Origin of the sequence: Nocardia cerradoensis NBRC 101014 (assembly GCF_000308535.1) — a bacterium.
Lineage (GTDB): Bacteria > Actinomycetota > Actinomycetes > Mycobacteriales > Mycobacteriaceae > Nocardia > Nocardia cerradoensis.
The window spans coordinates 1-17,056 of sequence record NZ_BAFW01000005.1 but is presented as its reverse complement, the minus strand read 5'-3'; the positions used below and the strand labels follow the sequence as shown (position 1 = coordinate 17,056).

Sequence of the window (17,056 nt, the reverse complement as noted above, 5' to 3'; positions counted from 1 at the left end):
GCGACGTCAGAGTGTTCGCCGCCCCGACAGGGCCCGGCCCAGGGTCAGTTCGTCGGCGAATTCCAGGTCGCCACCCATCGGCAGACCGGAGGCGAGCCGGGTGACCGACAGGCCCGGGAAGTCCCGCAGCATCCGCACCAGATAGGTGGCCGTCGCCTCGCCCTCGGTATTGGGATCGGTGGCGATGATCACCTCGGTGACATCGACGCCGTCCTCCTGATTTCCGATGCGCGCCAACAACTCTCGAATGCGCAGCTGATCCGGGCCGATCCCTGAGAGCGGGTCCAGCGCACCGCCGAGCACGTGGTAGCGGCCGCGGAATTCGCGGGTGCGCTCGATGGCCTGGACGTCCTTGGGTTCCTCGACGACGCAGATCATGGTCCGGTCCCGGCGCGGGTCGGCGCAGATGCGGCACAACTCTCCGTCGGAGACGGTGCCGCAGACCGCGCAGAACCGCACACCGTCGCGCACCTTCTGCAGCGCCGACTGCAGCCGATCGATCTCCGGCGGCTCGACCGACAACAGATGGAAGGCGATGCGCTGGGCGCTCTTCGGACCGACGCCGGGCAGTTTCCCCAGTTCGTCGATCAGATCCTGGACCGGACCCTCATACACGGATTCGTCCTATCGGGCCGCTCAGAACGGCAGGCCGGGCACGGAACCGCCGCCCATGCCGCCCGCGAGCGGACCCAGTTTCTCGGCGGCCAGCTGCTGCGCGTTGGCCATCGCGTTGTTGACCGCCCCCACAACCAGATCCTGCAGCGTCTCCACGTCTTCGGGATCGACCACCTTCGGATCGATCTGCAGCGACTGCACCTCGCCACTGGCCTTGATCGTCACCCGCACCAGACCGCCGCCGGCCTCACCCGTCACATCGGTGGCGGCGATTTCGGCCTGCGCGGCCATCACCGCCTGCTGCATCTGCTGCGCCTGCGCGAGCAGGGCCTGCATATCGAGCTGTCCACCAGGCTCCACGGGGATGTCCTCTCTGCGGGATGCGGATGTGCACCAGCGTAGTCACGTTCGGATCCAGCCCGGTACCGGCCCGGCCCGGCGGCTTTACCATCGGAACTGGGCCGGATGTCGGCACACGGGTCGGGCCAATCCGGTGGAGGCCGGTTATGTATCGGGATCAAGATCAACACATGTCTTTCGCACCTGCGCACACCCCGTCCGCACCCGCGCCTCGTCGCATGCGGCGGGGCTCGGCACTGACGGCCGTCGTCGCGATCGCCGTCCTGGGGCTCGGGTCCGCCGTCCTGGCCCCGGCCGCCTCGGCGGATACCGATTACGGCGGGGGCTGCGTGCTCTACACCGACGATCCGGCGGCGACGATCGACGCGCTGCACAACCACTGTTCGGCCGAACAGCAGGACCAGATCTTCCTGGACGCACCCCGCGGCGATGTGCCGACCGGGGTGACCAACGGCTGGGTGACGCGGCCGCCGGTGATGGAGGCGGTGGCGCCGCCGTTCTGGATCGGCAAGAACTTCTCCACCGGCCCCGACGGCGGCACCCTCACCAACCGCGTCACCGCGGCCGGTATCGAGGGTTTCCCCGCCGACGTCTATTCCGGGCCCGCCCGCCTGGACGGCCGACCGGCCTGGCTACTGGACTACCGCCCTTCGATCACACCGCAGATCCTCGACGAGATCCGCCAGGTGACTCCCGGCGTCTGGTTCGGTTACTCCTGGTGGAGAGGGTTCTTCCAGACCACGCTGCTGCTGACGTTCGCCCTCACGGAGCAGTAGGACTTGACTCTCCTGTTGCTGGAGGGTGTTCGCTTGTCCTCATGCCCGCGACAGTCTCCATAGGCGAGTTCTCCCGCCTCACCTGTCTCAGCGTGAAAACGCTGCGGTACTACCACGAGATCGAGTTGCTCGAGCCGGTGTCCATCGACCCCGGCTCGGGGTATCGCCGCTATTCGACCGCTCAGGTGGAACAGGCGCATCTGATTCGCCGCCTGCGCGACCTCGATATGCCGATGCCGCAGATCCGCGCGGTCCTGGCCGCGCCGGATCGGTCCACCCGCGATGCGGCGCTGGCCGCGCATCTGGAGCGGATGGAAGCCGAGTTGCTGCGGACACGCGATGTGGTGGCGTCGCTGCGGGCGCTGCTGTCACCCGGCGCGCCGATCGACGTGCGGTATCGCCTGGTTCCGGAGTTCACGGCGGTGACGATTCGCGCGCTGGTGTCGCGGGCGGAGATCGGTGCATGGTGCGGCGCGGCGTTCCCCCGGCTGTACGACGTGCTCGCGGTCGCGGGGGTGGCGCCGGGCGGACCGAGCGGGGCGACGTATTCGGCGGACTTCTTCGAGAACGAGATCGGCGAGGTGGTGGCGTTCGCGCCGCTGGCAGCGGATCCGGGTGACGCCCTCGACCGGCACCGCGAGGTCGCGGTTCGCCGATTTCCGCAGCGCCGCTTCGCGATTGCGGTTCATGCCGGACCGTTCACCGACTTCGACCGCACCTACGGCGCGCTGGGTTCGCATGTGGCCGAACACGATACCGCGCTGAGCGAGCCGATTCGCGAGATCTACGTGGTCGGCCCGCAGGACTGCGCCGACCCCGCCGCGCAGCGCACCGAGGTCTGCTGGCCGATCGCATCGGCGTGATCGGGCGAACGCCGCGACGCGCCTCGCGTATTCACGAATTTCCCACGAAGAGAGGACATTTCATGTCGATCAGTCTGGCCGCCGTCACCTTCGACTGCCGTGACGCCGCCACCTTGGCGAACTTCTACGCACAGCTGCTGGAGCGGCCGGTGGACCCGGACGCCAACGAGTACTTCGCCTCGATCGGCCGCGGTGAGGACAGCGGTACGGCGCTGATGTTCATCCGGGTCCCCGACAAGACCCCGGGCAAGAACGTCGTCCACCTCGATCTGAGCGCACCGGACTGGCGCGCTCAGATCGAGCGGGCGGTCTCGCTGGGCGCCGAACACATCGGCGATTTCGACGAATTCGGCGTGCAGTGGGTCACCCTCGCCGACCCCGAGGGCAACCTGTTCGACATCGCCCACCAGCACTGAGCCGCTGGGGGGCGCAGTCGAGCACTCCCCCGGAGCGGTGCACTTCCAATGGTTTCGGCCCGCCTCGATTTTGGACTGACGGAGCGAGGGAGCGCAGCGACTGAGCGGAGGAGGGAAAAATCGAGGCACAGGGGCCGAAACCCGCCGGAGCGAAGCGCAGGCCGAGAATTCAGCTCAGCTCGCGCTTCAGGTTTTCCAGGACCTCGGCCTGGATCTTCTTCAGGCCGAGCGGGGCGAAGATGCCCTCGAAGAAGCCGGGGACACCGCCCGCACCCTTCCAGCTGGTGCGAACCGTCACCTGCGAACCCTCACCCGAGGGGGTGACGGTCCAGGTGGTGACCAGCGTGGAATTCGAATCCCGTTCCGTCACCATCGAATCGGAGACCGAGACGACCGCGTGGACGTTGCGGGAGCGCTTCTGCGTCGCCTGCAGCGTCCATTCGGCGACGGTTCCGGCGCCCTTTCCGCCTTCGAGCACCTTGTAGTCGTGGTAGTGCGAAGACAGGATGCGGGGGCGCACATCCTGATAGTCCGCGATCGCTTCCAGCGCACGCTGCGGTTCCGCAGCGACGACGGTCGAGCTGGATGCACTGACCTGTCCCACAATGAGCTCCTAGTCGATCCGGGGTCGTTCGGGTTTATTCGAGCCGTTCTGCGGGGCTATGCTACGCCGCGTCCGGTGCAGTTCCGGACCGGCAGACGCGGTTTCGCTCTGCCCGCAGCTACGCCCGGGGGGATGAGGTGTCGAACGTCGCTGTCGGCGCGCGCCGTGTCAAGAATGTGCTCAAGTGGGTCGGCGTGATGGTCGTCGGCGTCGTCATGATCGTGGGCGCGATCACGATGCTGAACAGTCACGGCAAGGTCGACTGCGGCGGTGAAACCATGCGGTCCGGCGACCAGTGCGTCGAGGTGGACAAACACGGCCACCGCACCACCCGCTCGATGGACGAGCAGGCGTCGGACAACACCCGGACGGGTTGGCTGCTGCTCGGCTTCGGCGTGTTGATGATCGTCGGCGGGGGCGCGTTCCTGGCCGGGGAACTGCGCCGCTCGGGCGGTCTCGGCCCGAGGGCCGGTATGCAGGTGGTCCCGAACCCGGCCGCCTATCCACCCGGCGGATCCGCGTATCCGGTGACGCATTCCACCCCGCCCGGCGCGCCCGCATATCCGGGCGTCGCGAACGGGGGCCGTCCGCCGGCCGGCCCGCCTGCTCCCGGCTATCCGTCCGGTGCGGGCGGATATCCCGCGCCCGGTTACGCGCCCGCCGGAACCGGCTATCCTCCGCCGCCACCGGGCTATCCGTCCCGCCCGGGGGCGGCTGGTCACGCGGAATACCCTTCTGCCGCACCACATTTCGCGCCGGGCGCGCCGGCCCCGGGCTACCCACCGGCACCGCCCGGTTATCCGCCGGCCGGACACGATGGGGTGCGCCCCGGCTATCCGTCGCGCTGAGCATTTTCGTAGCACCGAGCTCGAGCCATCGCACTGCGCTCTGCCTGTCGGACTGCGCTCTCCCGATCGGACTGCGCACTGCCCCCACATTTCCGCATGCACAAGCAGTCGTCTCACCGGTCGCCGGAGGACTCCTGGCGCTGCGGTAGCGACCGGCATCGGCGGCGGGCACGGTCCGCGATCATCGGTACTCGAAGACGGACGGGCCGGCGGCGTGACGGGCGGCCGATCGGCAGCCTTCGGCGGAATCCGTTCGCCCCCGAACCGGAACGCTCGTTCCGGGACGGGCGACGAATTTCGACGGGTTCGTCACAAACCCAGAGGCGGCACACAGCCGTACGATTCTGCCCGGAAACATGTCCGCGAGCTGGGCGGATGACCCACAAGCGCGGGCGCGGCCGGTGATCGAACGCAATGCAACATATGCGTGAAGAATCGCGCCCATAGGTACCCTCGCGGTGGCCGGGGGAAACCAGGAGAGATAGCGTCAGGGGGTGGCAGTGAGTCTGTTGGGGAAGGCCGGCCGCGCGCCGGCCGCACGCGAATCAGGTTTTGCCGCGCACCGAGAAGGTGTCGAGCGTCTGCTCGCCAGCTATCGTGCGATTCCTTCGGATGCCAACGTGCGGTTGGCGAAAAAGACGTCGAACTTGTTTCGCGCCCGGGCGAAGAACCCCGCACCCGGACTGGATGTTTCGGGCCTGAACCGGGTGATCGCGGTCGATCCCCAGACTAAGACCGCGGATGTGGCCGGTATGACGACCTACGAGGATCTGGTCGCCGCCACCCTGCCGTACGGTCTGGCGCCCTTCGTGGTTCCGCAGTTGAAGACGATCACGCTGGGTGGCGCGGTCACCGGCCTGGGAATCGAATCGACGTCGTTCCGCAACGGTTTGCCGCACGAATCCGTCCTCGAGATCGATGTGCTGACCGGTGCGGGCGAGATCATCACCGCCACCCCGGACGGCGAATACGCCGATCTGTTCCGCGGTTTCCCGAATTCCTATGGCACGCTCGGCTATTCGACTCGCCTGAAGATCGAGCTGGAATCGGTGCAGCCGTATGTGGCACTGCGCCATGTGCGTTTCCACGATCTGCGCGAACTCGAAACCGTGATGGCACAGATCGTCACCGACCGCAGCTACGACGGCGAGCGGGTCGACTATCTCGACGGCGCGGTATTCACCGCCGAGGAGAGCTACCTCGTCCTGGGCCGCCAGACCGACGAACCCGGCCCGGTCAGCGACTACACCGGGATGGATATCTACTACCAGTCCCTGCGGCACGACAGCGCCGAGCCCAAACGCGACCGGCTGACCATCCACGACTATCTGTGGCGCTGGGACACCGACTGGTTCTGGTGCTCACGGGCATTCGGCACCCAGAATCCCAAGATCCGCCGGTTCTGGCCGAAGAAGTACCGCCGTTCGAGCTTCTATTGGAAGCTGATCGCGCTCGATCACAAATACAACATCGGCGACAAGCTCGAGGCGCGCAAGGGAAATCCGCCGCAGGAGCGCGTGGTGCAGGACATCGAGGTGCCGATCGAGCGCACCGCCGATTTCCTGCACTGGTTCCTGCGCGAAATTCCGATCGAACCGCTGTGGCTGTGCCCGCTGCGGCTGCGCGACAGTGCGGAAGTACCGGGAAAACCCGAGGATCCGTCGCGCCCGTGGCCGCTGTACCCGCTGGAACCGGATCGCACCTACGTCAATGTCGGTTTCTGGTCGGCGGTGCCGAAACAACCCGGGCAGATCGAGGGTGCGGCCAATCGCGCCATCGAGGACGAGGTCGCCCGCCTGGACGGCCACAAGTCCCTCTACTCGGACTCCTACTACACAGAAGACGATTTCGCGCGCCTCTACGGAGGCGATCACTACGCGAATCTGAAGAAACGATACGACCCCGATCATCGTTTGCTGGATTTGTATTCGAAGGCGGTGCAACGCAAGTGACGACATTCAAGGATTCCCAGCTGCCCCCGTTCTCGGAGCTGGGAACGAAACTCAGCATTGCCGAAATCTTCGAGACGCTCGTCGACGGCGGCGTCCCGATCCGGTTCTCCGCCTACGACGGCAGCAGCACCGGACCCGACGATTCGAAGTTCAGCCTCGAGATCACGACGCCGCGGGGTATCAACTACATCGCCACCGCACCGGGCGATCTCGGCATGGCGCGGGCCTACATCTCCGGTGACATGGCGGTCGACGGCGTCCACCCGGGCGACCCGTACGACATCCTGAAGGCGATGACCGACCTGAAGTTCCGGCGCCCGTCGGCGCTGGCACTGGTCACCATCGCGCGCTCGCTGGGCTGGGACGCCCTCAAGCCGATCGCGCCGCCGCCGCAGGAGACGCTGCCGCGCTGGCGGCGCATCGCGCTCGAGGGGCTGCGGCATTCGAAGAACCGCGACGCCGAGGTGATCCACCATCACTACGACGTATCCAACCGGTTCTACGAACTGGTGCTCGGCCCGTCGATGACCTACACCTGTGCCTGCTACGCCGACGAGAACCAGACCCTCGAAGAGGCGCAGGAGAACAAGTACCGCCTGGTGTTCGAGAAATTGCGGCTGAAAGAAGGCGATCGGCTTCTCGATATCGGCTGCGGCTGGGGTGGCATGGTCCGCTACGCGGCCCGGCGCGGAGTCGAGGTCATCGGCGCCACCCTGTCCAAGGAACAGGCCGAATGGGCGCAGGCCAAGATCGTCGAGGAGGGTCTGCAGGACCTGGCCGAGGTCCGCCACAGCGACTACCGCGATATCGCCGAATCCGGTTTCGACGCGCTGTCCTCGATCGGCCTCACCGAGCACATCGGGGTGCAGAACTACCCGAGCTACTTCGGTTTCATCAAGAGCAAGCTGCGCGACGGCGGCCTGTTCCTGAACCACTGCATCACCCGTCCCGACAACACCCGCACGACGAAGGCCGGCGACTTCATCGACCGCTACGTCTTCCCGGACGGCGAGCTGATCGGTTCCGGGCGCATCATCACCGATATCCAGAACGTCGGGCTCGAGGTGGTGCACGAGGAGAATCTGCGCCCGCACTACGCGCTGACCCTGCACGAATGGTGCAAGAACCTGGTCGCGAACTGGGACGAGTGCGTCGCGGAGGTCGGGGAGGGCACGGCCAAGGTGTGGGGCCTCTACATGGCCGGTTCCCAGCTGGGCTTCGAGCGCAACGTGGTGCAGCTGCACCAGGTGCTCGGGATGAAGCTCGGGGACAAGCAGACCTGGGACGTGCCGCTGCGCCCCTGGTGGAACGCCTGATCCGGCACGAAATGCGTTGCCGGCGGGCCGGATTCGCGGTGACGAATCCGGCCCGCCCGCGTTCTCAGTGCAGCAGCGCGTTCAGGAACGGCCGCGGAATATCGAACGATCCGGTGCCTTCCCCGGCGAGCAGCACATCGTCACGCAGTGAGTGCAGCAGATAGCTCAGTTCCGGGCCGGCGTCGAGAAGTGGTCTGGTCCAGCCCAATCGGGCACAGCGGTCCAGCGCCGGCAGCAGTGAGGTGATCGCCTCGCCGTTCCAGCCGGCGACCGACAGGCATTCGACCAGCAGTAGCGCGGCATCCAATTCCGCTCGGGGACGGTTCTGTTCGACCATCCGGCCGTAGAGCGCGCGCGCCCGTTTCACCGCCGATTCGAGGCCCTCGGCCGCCACGTTCGCCCCGTCCAGCCCGCGATAGTGCCGCGCCAGCAGCACCCGCACGGCCGCGACCTCCTCGGCCTCCGCGGTGAGGGCGACGGTACCGGCGGACTGGCGCAGCACCGGGGCGGGCGGCTCCGGCCCGGCGGGTGGTTCGACCAGTCCCAACCGCAGCCGTTCGGCCCGGATGTGGGCGGCCATGCGCGGGAGTTTGCGTTCGGCGGCCATCCGCGCGCCCTCGTCGAGCCGGGCGCGCGCGGTCTCGGTATCGCCGAGCACGGCCTTGACCCGCGCACCCACGACAAAGGTGGTGATCATGAAATCCACCGCGCCGATCCGCGCCGGCAACCGATGGCTCTGCTCGAGCAGCCGATCCGCCGCCTCCAGGTCGCCGCGCCGATAGGTCAGCTCCCCCAGCAGCGCCGCGGCCACCCGCACCGCGTGCGAACGCGGCCCCGAGCGCTCCCGCCCGACCTGCCAGGCCTTCTCGAAACACCGGGTGGCGGTATCGATATCGAGCTGTTCGTAGGCCACCGCGCCGGTGTTGAGCAGACCCAGCACCATCCCGAGCGGATCCTTGGACCTGCTGTGATAGGGCGCGGCCCAGTCCTGGATGGACAGCGCGCCGTCGAAATCGAAATCGCACAGCCGCACGAACGACACCAGATTCGCGGCGGTGGACACCGTCCACGGCGGCAGTTCGTCGGGCTCCTCCAGGCACGGCAGCACCTTCTCCAGCACACCGTCGGTGCGGTCGCGGGCCACCAGGTCGGCGGCCGACAACACCGCGGCCTCACACCGCTGGCGGGTGGCATCGGCATCCGAGGGTGAGCTGCGGGCGAGCATATTCGACAGTCGCCCGAGCGCGGTGCGGGCCGCTCCCGACTGCTGCAGATTGATATTGGCCCGCGCCAGCGTCATCAACAACTTCGACCGCGAAGTCACCTGCTGCACAGGCAGTTTGGACACGGTGCCCAGCAGGGTCGCCAGACGGGAGGTGTCGATCAGATCCATGCCACCGTTCTCGACCAGATCCACCGCCATCTTCAGGTCGGTGGCGGCCAGGGCATGATCCACCGACTTACGCAACTGCTGATGTTCGGCGTACCAGCGTGAAGCCTTGCGGTGCAACGACTTCAGCTTGCCCGGATGCACGCGTTCGAGCCGGGCACGCAACTGCTCGGCGAACAGCGGCTGGATCCGGAACCAGCCCGGATCGTGTTCGACGCGGGTGACGAACAGTTCGCGCTGCTGCGCCTGCTCCAGCAATTGCTCGGCATCCGGTTCACCGCTGAGCACCGCGGCCAGCCCGCCGTTGAGCTTCTCCGCGACCGAGATCGACATCAGGAATTCGAGCATGCGTGGTTCGAGCCCCGCCAGCACGTTCTCGGCCAGATACTCCCGGATGGCCTGGTTTCCGCCGGACAGATGGGCGATCAGCTGCGCCGGATCCACCGGTGCGCCCGTGGTGGCCCCGCGCAGCGACAAGCTGACCAGCTGGATCGCCGCCGGCCAGCCGTCGGTGGCGGCGTGGATCTGCTCGACCTGTTCGTCGGTGAGCGGAAACTTGTTGCGCTCCAACAGGATCTGCCGCGTCTCGGCGAGCGTGAGCCGCAGTTCGTGACTGCCGATCTCGACCAGCTCGTCGCAGACCCGCATCCGGCTCAGCGGCAGACCGGCCTGCTCGCGGGTGGTGATCACGAAGCGCAGATGGTGACATCCGTTCTCCAGCAACGCATCCATCACCCGGTGCGCGCCCTCGTCGGTGATCCGATCCCAGTTCTCCACCACCACCACGACGACCTGCCCGCCGCTGTGGATCTCGTCGATCAGCGTGGAGATCGCATAGGGCACCGCCTCCGCGGGGCGCTCCTCGAGCACCTCCGCCAGCCCGGAACCGATATCGGGCGCCACGCGCCGGATGGCCTGGATCAGATGGGCCAGCAGCCACACCTCGTTGTCGTCGTCGTGATCGATCCCGATCCACGCCACCGCGATGCCGTCGGCGGTGAGTTCGGTGCGCCACTGGGCGGCGATCGTACTTTTTCCGAAGCCCGCCGGTCCGTGGATCACGGCCAGCCGGCGGCGGCCACCCGTGCGGAGGATGTCGAGCAGCCGGGGCCGGGGTATCGGCTCGCGGGCCGGGGTCGGCGGACGGAATTTCGTTGCGGCCGTGGGCGGTAGCGTCGCGGGCTGGGCGAGACCGGACGGCCCCGGCGTGCGCAGCGCGGGCAGCCCGAGGACCGCGCGACTGCGGCGTGAGGTGATCGGATACGCCGTCGCGTCGGGTTCGGCCGTGCGGCCGTCGGTCGTTTCGCCGTCGAGCAGAGCCATCTCGTCGGCCGTCTCGCCGTGCGCGATCTGCACGGCACGCATTTCCTGCCCGAATTCCAGGGCCGAGGCCGGGCGATCGGCGGGATCCTGAGCCATCGCCGATTCGATCACGCCCGCCACATCGGCCGGAATGTCCTGTTCCCGCAGGTCGGGAACCGGCTGGGTGGTGATCCGCAGGAATTGGGCGACCACGCGCTCACCGGAGCGGCGTTCGAAGGCGGCGTGCCCGGTCAGCAGGGCGAACAGGGTGGCGCCCAAACCGTACACATCGGACCGCACGGTCGGTTCCTCGCCCTTGAGCACCTCGGGCGCGGTGAAGGCCGGCGATCCGGTGATCATGCTGGTCGAGGTCTGAAAGCCACCCGGGATGCGCGCGATGCCGAAATCGGTCAGCTGCGGTTCGCCGTAGCGGCTCAGCAGTACGTTCGCCGGTTTCACATCGCGATGCAGGACGTGCACGCGGTGCGCGCTCTCGATCGCGCCCGCGAGCTTCACACCGACCCGCAGCGAATCAGACCAGCTCAGCGGGCCGTGATCGCGAATCAGCTGCTCCAGCGAGCCGTGCGCGGCGAATGGCATGACGAGAAACGGCAAGCCGCTGGGCGTGACGTCGACCTGCAGGACGTCGACGATATTCGGATGGCCGGACAGCCGGCCCATGGCATGTTCCTCGCGCAGGAACCGCTCCCGGCTCTCCTCGTCGATCTCCGAGGACAGCACCTTCACCGCCACCACGCGATCCAGAGCCCGCTGCGCACAGCGATAGACCACCCCGAAACCGCCGCGCCCGATCTCCTGGGCATCGAACAGCCCCATCGCCTCGAGTTCGTCGGCGATGCGAATCGGTTGGTAGCGCTGGGTATTCGCCCCCGCGGCTGCCTCCGAGTCCGCCGCGGGGTCGTCCGTGCTGGGGACCTTGCCCGTTTGTGGGTTCATCTGGCCACCTCGAACGTCGCGCCCTCATTCCAACGTAGCGCGGTCCGTACGCGTCGGGGCGCAGTTCCGCTCGCTTCGAGTCGCGACCGTTTCCGTCGGGCGCGACCACGCCGGTGAAAGGGACGAGACAGCAAACGGCCCGGATCACGCGGGAACGTGATCCGGGCCGTCGCAGGGAATCTCGGCGTGGCGAGAACCTTACTTGCGCAGCGAGTCCGGCACCTGGAAGCGCTCACCGAACTTCGCGGCCAGCTCCTCGGCACGGGCGATGAAGCCCTCCGTGCCACCCGGGTAGCCGACGATGAACTGGTGCACACCACCGGTCCAGGCCGGGTAGCCGATACCGAAGATCGAGCCGATGTTCGCGTCGGCGGTGCTGGTCAGCACGCCTTCGTCGAAGCACTTCTGGGTCTCGATGGCCTCGATGAACAGCATGCGGTCCTTCAGATCCTGCAGCGTGACGCCCTCGGGCAGCTCACGCTTGGAGTTGAAGGCGTCGCGCAGGCCCTCCCACAGGCCGGCGGTCTTGCCGTCGGCGTAGTTGTAGAAGCCCGCACCGTGCAGCTTGCCCTTGCGATCGAACTTGTCGATCATGGTCTCGACCACGCGGCCCGAGGCCAGCGAAGCGGCGGAGATCGCGATGCCGTCCTTCTCGGCGGCCTCCTTGGTCTCCTTGAAGATCTTCTGCATGGTCTCGAAGTTGAGCTCGTCGCTCAGCTTCAGCGGCGCGGCCGGGTAGCCCGCCTGCAGACCGGCCTGCTCGATGGTCTGCGGGTCGATGTTCTCCTCGAGCATCATGATGGCCTCGTTGATGAACGTGCCGATGACGCGAGAGGTGAAGAAGCCGCGGCTGTCGTTGACCACGATCGGGGTCTTGCGGATCGCGAGGGTGTAGTCGTACACCCGGGCCAGCGCCTCGTCGGAGGTCTTCTCGCCACGGATGATCTCCACCAGCGGCATCTTGTCGACCGGGGAGAAGAAGTGGATGCCGATGAAGTCCTCGGCCCGCTTCACACCGTTGGCCAGCAGGGTGATCGGCAGGGTGGAGGTGTTGGAGCCCAGCAGCGCGTCGGCGTCGACGACGTCCTCGATCTCCTGGAAGACCTTGGCCTTCAGGTCGGGGTTCTCGAAGACGGCCTCGATCACGAAGTCCACACCGGCCAGATCCTTGGGGTCGGCGGTCGGGTGGATGCGATCCAGCAGCGCCTTGGACTTCTCCTCGGTGGTCTTGCCACGCGAGAGCGCCTTCTCCTCGATCTTCACCGAGTACTGCTTGCCGCGGTCGGCGTTCTCCTGGGAGACGTCCTTCAGCACGACCTCGAAGCCGGCCTTGGCCGAGACGTAGGCGATGCCCGCGCCCATCATGCCGGCGCCGAGCACGCCGACCTTCTTGATCTCACGCTTGGGCACGTCCTTCGGACGCGAACCACCGTTGTTGATGGCCTGCAGGTCGAAGAAGAACGCCTGGATCATGTTCTTCGCGACCGGGCCGGTCAGCAGCGAGACGAAGTAGCGCGACTCGATCAGCGACGCGTTGTCGAAATCGACCTGCGCGCCCTCGACCGCGGCGGCCATGATGGCCCGCGGCGCCGGCATGTTCTGACCCTTGAGCTGCTTGCGCAGGTTGGCCGGGAAGGCCGGCAGGTTGGCGGCCAGCGCCGGGCTCGACGGCGAGCCGCCGGGGATCTTGAAGCCCTTGCGGTCCCACGGCTGGGTGGCGGCCTCGGCATTGTCCTTGTTGGCCTTGATCCACGCCTTGGCGGCCGGGACCAGTTCCTCGACGCTGCCGACGACCTCGTTGATCAGGCCCTTGGCCTTGGCCTTCTGCGCGTTGAACTTATTGCCCTGCAGCAGCACGCTCATCAGGCCGTCGGCGATGCCGAGCATGCGGGTGATGCGGGTGACACCGCCACCGGCCGGGAGCAGGCCGAGCGAGACCTCGGGCAGACCGATCTGCACGCCCTTGACGTCGGCGGCGATGCGGTAGTGCGTGGCCAGCGCGATCTCCAGGCCACCACCGAGCGCGGCGCCGTTGATGGCGGCCACGACCGGCTTGCCCAGGGTCTCGAGGCGACGCAGGTCGGCCTTGATGCTGGTGAGCTCTTCCATGATGTCCGGAGCGTTCTCCGGAGTGGTCTTCATCATGTTCTTGAGGTCACCGCCGGCGAAGAAGGTCTTCTTCGCGGAGGTGATGACGACACCGGTGATGTCGTCGACCTCGGCCACCAGGCGGTCCACCGTGGCGTGCATCGAGCTCTTGTAGAGCTCGTTCATCGTGTTGGCGCCCTGGTTCGGGTCGTCCATGGTCAGCACGACGATGCCGTCGGCGTCCTTTTCCCAGCCGATCATGTTCTCTGTCATAGTTTTTCGTTCTCCTGGAGAATGTGAAGGGTGGGAATCAGACGCGCTCGATGATGGTGGCCACACCCATGCCGCCGCCGATGCACAGGGTCACCAGGGCGTAGCGGGCGTTGCGGCGCTCCAGCTCGTCGACCATGGTGCCGGTGATCATCGCGCCGGTGGCGCCCAGCGGGTGGCCCATCGCGATGGCGCCGCCGTTGACGTTCAGCTTCTCGTCCGGGATCTTCAGATCCTTCTGGAACTTCAGCGCGACCGAGGCGAAGGCCTCGTTGATCTCGAACAGATCGATGTCGTCGACCGTCAGACCGGCCTTGGCCAGCGCCTTGTGCGCCGCCGGGGTCGGGCCGGTGAGCATGATGGTGGCGTCGGCGCCGCTGGTGGCGGTGGCGACGATGCGGGCGCGCGGGGTCAGACCCGAAGCGGCGCCGGCCTCCTCGGTGCCGACCAGCACCAGCGCGGCGCCGTCGACGATGCCCGAGCTGTTACCGCCGTGGTGCACGTGGTCGATCTGCTCGATGTAGTGGAACTTCTGCAGCGCGACGGCGTCGAAGCCACCCATTTCGCCGATGCCCGCGAAGGACGGCTTCAGCTTGGCCAGATCCTCGACGGTGGTGCCGGGACGCATGTGCTCGTCCTGGTCCAGCACGGTCAGGCCGTTGATGTCCTTGACCGGCACGACGGACTTGGCGAAGTAGCCGCCGGACCACGCCTGCGCGGCGAGTTCCTGCGAGCGCACGGCGAACTTGTCGACGTCCTCGCGGGTGAAGCCCTCGATGGTGGCGATCAGGTCGGCACCGATGCCCTGGGGCGCGATGTAGAGGTCGTAGCTGGTGGCCGGGTCGGCGAACAGCGCACCACCGTCGGAGCCCATCGGCACGCGCGACATCGACTCGACACCGCCGGCGATGACCAGGTCTTCGAAGCCGGAGCGGACCTTCTGCGCGGCCATGTTCACGGCCTCGAGGCCGGAGGCGCAGAAGCGGTTGATCTGCACACCGCCGACCGTGTCGGGCAGGCCCGCGGTCAGCACGGTGGTACGGGCGATGTCGGCACCCTGGTCGCCGATCGGCGACACGACACCCAGGATGATGTCGGAGATGCGATCCTCGTCGAGGTTCGGGAAGCGGTTACGCAGCTCCTGGACCAGACCGGTCGTCAGATCGATCGGCTTGACCGAGTGCAGCGAGCCCTTCTTGTTGCGGCCGCGCGGGGTGCGGATGGCCTCGAAAATGTAGGCCTCTGTGGTCATATCGGAGTGTTTCCTTCCTTAAAGGTGCCGACCGGCCATCCGACCGACCGTGTTCGATCCCGGCGAGCCCTCGGGCACACCACACCGGCGAACCGGGAGGTCACACACGGTTCCCTCCGGAAGTCCGCCGAGCGCATAACGCTGTACAAACGCCGACATGCATCGACCTACGAGGCTCCGGGGCGCCCGTATGCCTGGGCATACCATAGAACCTCGTAGCACCGATGCTGACGACCACCCGTTCATAGTACAGCGGGATGCGAACTCCGGTTAACTTAACGTATTCCGGCAGGTGACTGTCAACCACCCAGATGTGTGGCACCCAACTCAGTTCGCAGCAACTCCAAGGCCACCTCATCGGGGTCGCGGCGCTGTTCCGGCGGGACCGGGCGCGCTGATTCCGCGAGCATCTCCTGCTCTTCTTCCGGCGTCAACGCAGGTGGGACACCGTCGTAACCTACCGGCGAGTAGTCCGACGGCCCGGGGTCGTCCGGGAGGTCCGGCGCCTCGGGCGGCGGAATATCGTCGTCGGGCGCGGTCCGGTCGGCGGCGCCGGCCCCGCGCGGCGGGCGGAACTCCCGCCGCTGTCCCTGCCCCTGACCGTCGCGACGATCGGCCGCCGCGCCCCGGGTATCGGTCTGACCGCCGCGGGTCTCGCCCTCCGCCGACTGCGCCTGACTCTGGCTGGGCCGGACGAATCGCGGCGGTTGCGACTGGCCCGGATTGTCCCCACGCCCACCACGGCCGGCCGACGGTTCGCCGCCGCCTCGCGCGGGTCGCTCGGACGCCGCACCACCGGCACGCGCACCACCGGCTTCGCCGGACCCGACTTCCCACCGCACGCCGTACTGCCGGCCGATCACCGCGTGCACCGCGGCCCGCACGGCGTCGATGTTCTGCGGGATCGACAACCGCTGCGCGAGCGGAGCATGCGGATGCGCGAACACGATCGTGTCGCCCTCGACCCGCACGGCCCCCACCGCACCCGAGAGCAGCGCCGGCAAGGCGGCACTCGACTCCCGCGCCTTGGCTCGGATATCGGCCCAGGCGGCCTCGATCTCCCGCAGGACATCGCCACTGCCCGCCTCGGCGGGCGAGGCCACCGGCTCCGCGGGCGCATCATCTGCGGCGTGGCCCACCGTGTCCGCACCCGGCACATCCGGCGTCCCGGGGCCGGCGGCCGCAGCCGATTCGGCGGTGGAAACTCGGGCAGCACCGGCCTCATCACCGGCGGCGGACTCGGCACCGCCGGAATCCGGACCCGGGCCGGCATCCGGACCGTTCGCCCCCTCGGCAGTCGTCGGCCGACCGGCTGGGACCGAGTCGCGATCGGGTTCGAAGGACCTCGCGGCGTGCGCGGCCGAACCCGACGGACCTCCCGCCTCCGATCCGTCCACGACCGAGCCGGAAGCGGCGGCGTTCCGTCCCTCGTGACCGTGCTCGGCGCCCTCGTCGGGTCCGGCCGACTCCGGCCCGCCTCGGGGGGCAGTGGAGACAGCGCTGTCAGGTTCGTGATGCGGCACGTCGGACGATTCCGGCCGGGCGCCGGAATCCGCGGCGGACGGCCGATCGACGGCGCCCGATCCGGCCGCGGCAGCGCCCCGATCGGGAGCGGACTCCAGCGCCCCGTCATGTCGCTCGGCATCGGCAACCGACCGCGCGCCGGCGGGCGGTTCCGACCCGACGCCTCGACCCTCATTGTCCGCTGTGGGGCCGGAAGCGGTTGTCGCCGTAGCCTTTTCGTCCCCATCCGTACCGGTCGACGTCGGACGGCCGGCTTCACGGTCGGCCGATCCGGCAGCGGCGGTCGCTGTAGAGCCGGGCGCGGATTCCTGCTCACCGGTCGCCGGAACCCCGGCGGTACCGGATGCGGACCGATCATCCGAGGATGGGCTGCCGGCCGGGGCCGCAGCGTGCGGGTCGGCCGAAAGCCCTTGGGGCCGTTGATCTTCCGATTCGTTCTGCGTTTGCGGCGCCGCCGGTGATTGCGGGCCGGCCGGCGACTGCGCCCGCTGCGCCGGATGCGGCGCGCTCTTCTTCTCCCGCA

13 protein-coding genes are annotated in these 17,056 nt (G+C 67.8%); 6 read left to right on the top strand and 7 right to left on the bottom strand.

The window, feature by feature from the left end:
* Positions 1–6: 6 nt before the first annotated feature.
* Entirely contained in the window at positions 7–615 is a 609-nt protein-coding gene (gene recR / locus ON23_RS01255) for a recombination mediator RecR (RefSeq protein ID WP_039775474.1), read from the bottom strand.
* Positions 616–636: 21 nt separating this feature from the next.
* A complete protein-coding gene (locus ON23_RS01250) occupies positions 637–975 on the bottom strand; it encodes a YbaB/EbfC family nucleoid-associated protein (protein WP_083903614.1) in 339 nt (112 codons plus the stop codon).
* Positions 976–1,145: 170 nt separating this feature from the next.
* Here ON23_RS01250 and ON23_RS01245 point away from each other — a divergent pair, with 170 nt between their 5' ends.
* The 3 genes from ON23_RS01245 to ON23_RS01235 all read left to right on the top strand — a co-directional run bounded on the left by ON23_RS01245 (position 1,146) and on the right by ON23_RS01235 (position 3,030).
* Positions 1,146–1,751: a hypothetical protein gene (locus tag ON23_RS01245; RefSeq protein WP_223273318.1), complete on the top strand. Its 606-nt coding sequence runs from the start codon at positions 1,146–1,148 to the stop codon at positions 1,749–1,751.
* A gap of 41 nt (positions 1,752–1,792) precedes the next feature.
* A complete protein-coding gene (locus tag ON23_RS01240; RefSeq protein WP_039775469.1) occupies positions 1,793–2,614 on the top strand; it encodes a MerR family transcriptional regulator in 822 nt (273 codons plus the stop codon).
* A gap of 62 nt (positions 2,615–2,676) precedes the next feature.
* Positions 2,677–3,030 carry a VOC family protein gene (locus ON23_RS01235; protein WP_039775467.1) on the top strand — a complete coding sequence of 118 codons (354 nt, stop codon included), beginning with the start codon at positions 2,677–2,679 and terminating at the stop codon, positions 3,028–3,030.
* A 169-nt stretch (positions 3,031–3,199) separates the two neighbouring features.
* Here the strand turns inward: ON23_RS01235 and ON23_RS01230 are convergent, their stop codons facing one another.
* Positions 3,200–3,634, bottom strand: coding sequence for an SRPBCC family protein (locus ON23_RS01230; RefSeq protein WP_036497274.1), 435 nt, complete (start codon positions 3,632–3,634; stop codon positions 3,200–3,202).
* Between the two features lie 137 nt (positions 3,635–3,771).
* Here ON23_RS01230 and ON23_RS01225 point away from each other — a divergent pair, with 137 nt between their 5' ends.
* The 3 genes from ON23_RS01225 (at position 3,772) to ON23_RS01215 (ending at position 7,750) form a co-directional block, all read left to right on the top strand.
* Entirely contained in the window at positions 3,772–4,482 is a 711-nt protein-coding gene (locus ON23_RS01225) for a hypothetical protein (protein ID WP_039775465.1), read from the top strand.
* 500 nt (positions 4,483–4,982) lie between these two features.
* Complete coding sequence (locus ON23_RS01220; protein WP_051041794.1) at positions 4,983–6,434, top strand: FAD-binding oxidoreductase; 1,452 nt, start codon at positions 4,983–4,985, stop codon at positions 6,432–6,434.
* Positions 6,431–7,750 carry a class I SAM-dependent methyltransferase gene (locus ON23_RS01215; RefSeq protein WP_039775464.1) on the top strand — a complete coding sequence of 440 codons (1,320 nt, stop codon included), beginning with the start codon at positions 6,431–6,433 and terminating at the stop codon, positions 7,748–7,750. The genes ON23_RS01220 and ON23_RS01215 overlap by 4 nt, the downstream gene beginning before the upstream one ends.
* Before the next feature lie 64 nt (positions 7,751–7,814).
* On the opposite strand, the gene ON23_RS01210 is transcribed toward ON23_RS01215, so the two are convergent.
* From ON23_RS01210 to ON23_RS37670, 4 genes are all read right to left on the bottom strand, one after another.
* A complete protein-coding gene (locus ON23_RS01210) occupies positions 7,815–11,399 on the bottom strand; it encodes a serine/threonine-protein kinase (RefSeq protein ID WP_039775460.1) in 3,585 nt (1,194 codons plus the stop codon).
* A gap of 198 nt (positions 11,400–11,597) precedes the next feature.
* Complete coding sequence (locus ON23_RS01205) at positions 11,598–13,760, bottom strand: 3-hydroxyacyl-CoA dehydrogenase NAD-binding domain-containing protein (RefSeq protein WP_039775457.1); 2,163 nt, start codon at positions 13,758–13,760, stop codon at positions 11,598–11,600.
* Positions 13,761–13,797: 37 nt separating this feature from the next.
* Positions 13,798–15,009 carry an acetyl-CoA C-acetyltransferase gene (locus ON23_RS01200; protein WP_039775454.1) on the bottom strand — a complete coding sequence of 404 codons (1,212 nt, stop codon included), beginning with the start codon at positions 15,007–15,009 and terminating at the stop codon, positions 13,798–13,800.
* Between the two features lie 299 nt (positions 15,010–15,308).
* Positions 15,309–16,166: a hypothetical protein gene (locus ON23_RS37670; RefSeq protein WP_157170136.1), complete on the bottom strand. Its 858-nt coding sequence runs from the start codon at positions 16,164–16,166 to the stop codon at positions 15,309–15,311.
* Positions 16,167–17,056 lie beyond the last annotated feature (890 nt).

Excerpts from the sequence above, each read along its gene's own strand:
- ON23_RS01245 (WP_223273318.1), top strand. The coding sequence starts at position 1,146 with ATGTCTTTCGCACCTGCGCACACCCCGTCCGCACCCGCGCCTCGTCGC.
- ON23_RS01240 (WP_039775469.1), top strand. The coding sequence starts at position 1,793 with ATGCCCGCGACAGTCTCCATAGGCGAGTTCTCCCGCCTCACCTGTCTC.
- ON23_RS01235 (WP_039775467.1), top strand. The coding sequence starts at position 2,677 with ATGTCGATCAGTCTGGCCGCCGTCACCTTCGACTGCCGTGACGCCGCC.
- ON23_RS01210 (WP_039775460.1), bottom strand. The coding sequence starts at position 11,399 with ATGAACCCACAAACGGGCAAGGTCCCCAGCACGGACGACCCCGCGGCG.
- ON23_RS01205 (WP_039775457.1), bottom strand. The coding sequence starts at position 13,760 with ATGACAGAGAACATGATCGGCTGGGAAAAGGACGCCGACGGCATCGTC.
- ON23_RS01200 (WP_039775454.1), bottom strand. The coding sequence starts at position 15,009 with ATGACCACAGAGGCCTACATTTTCGAGGCCATCCGCACCCCGCGCGGC.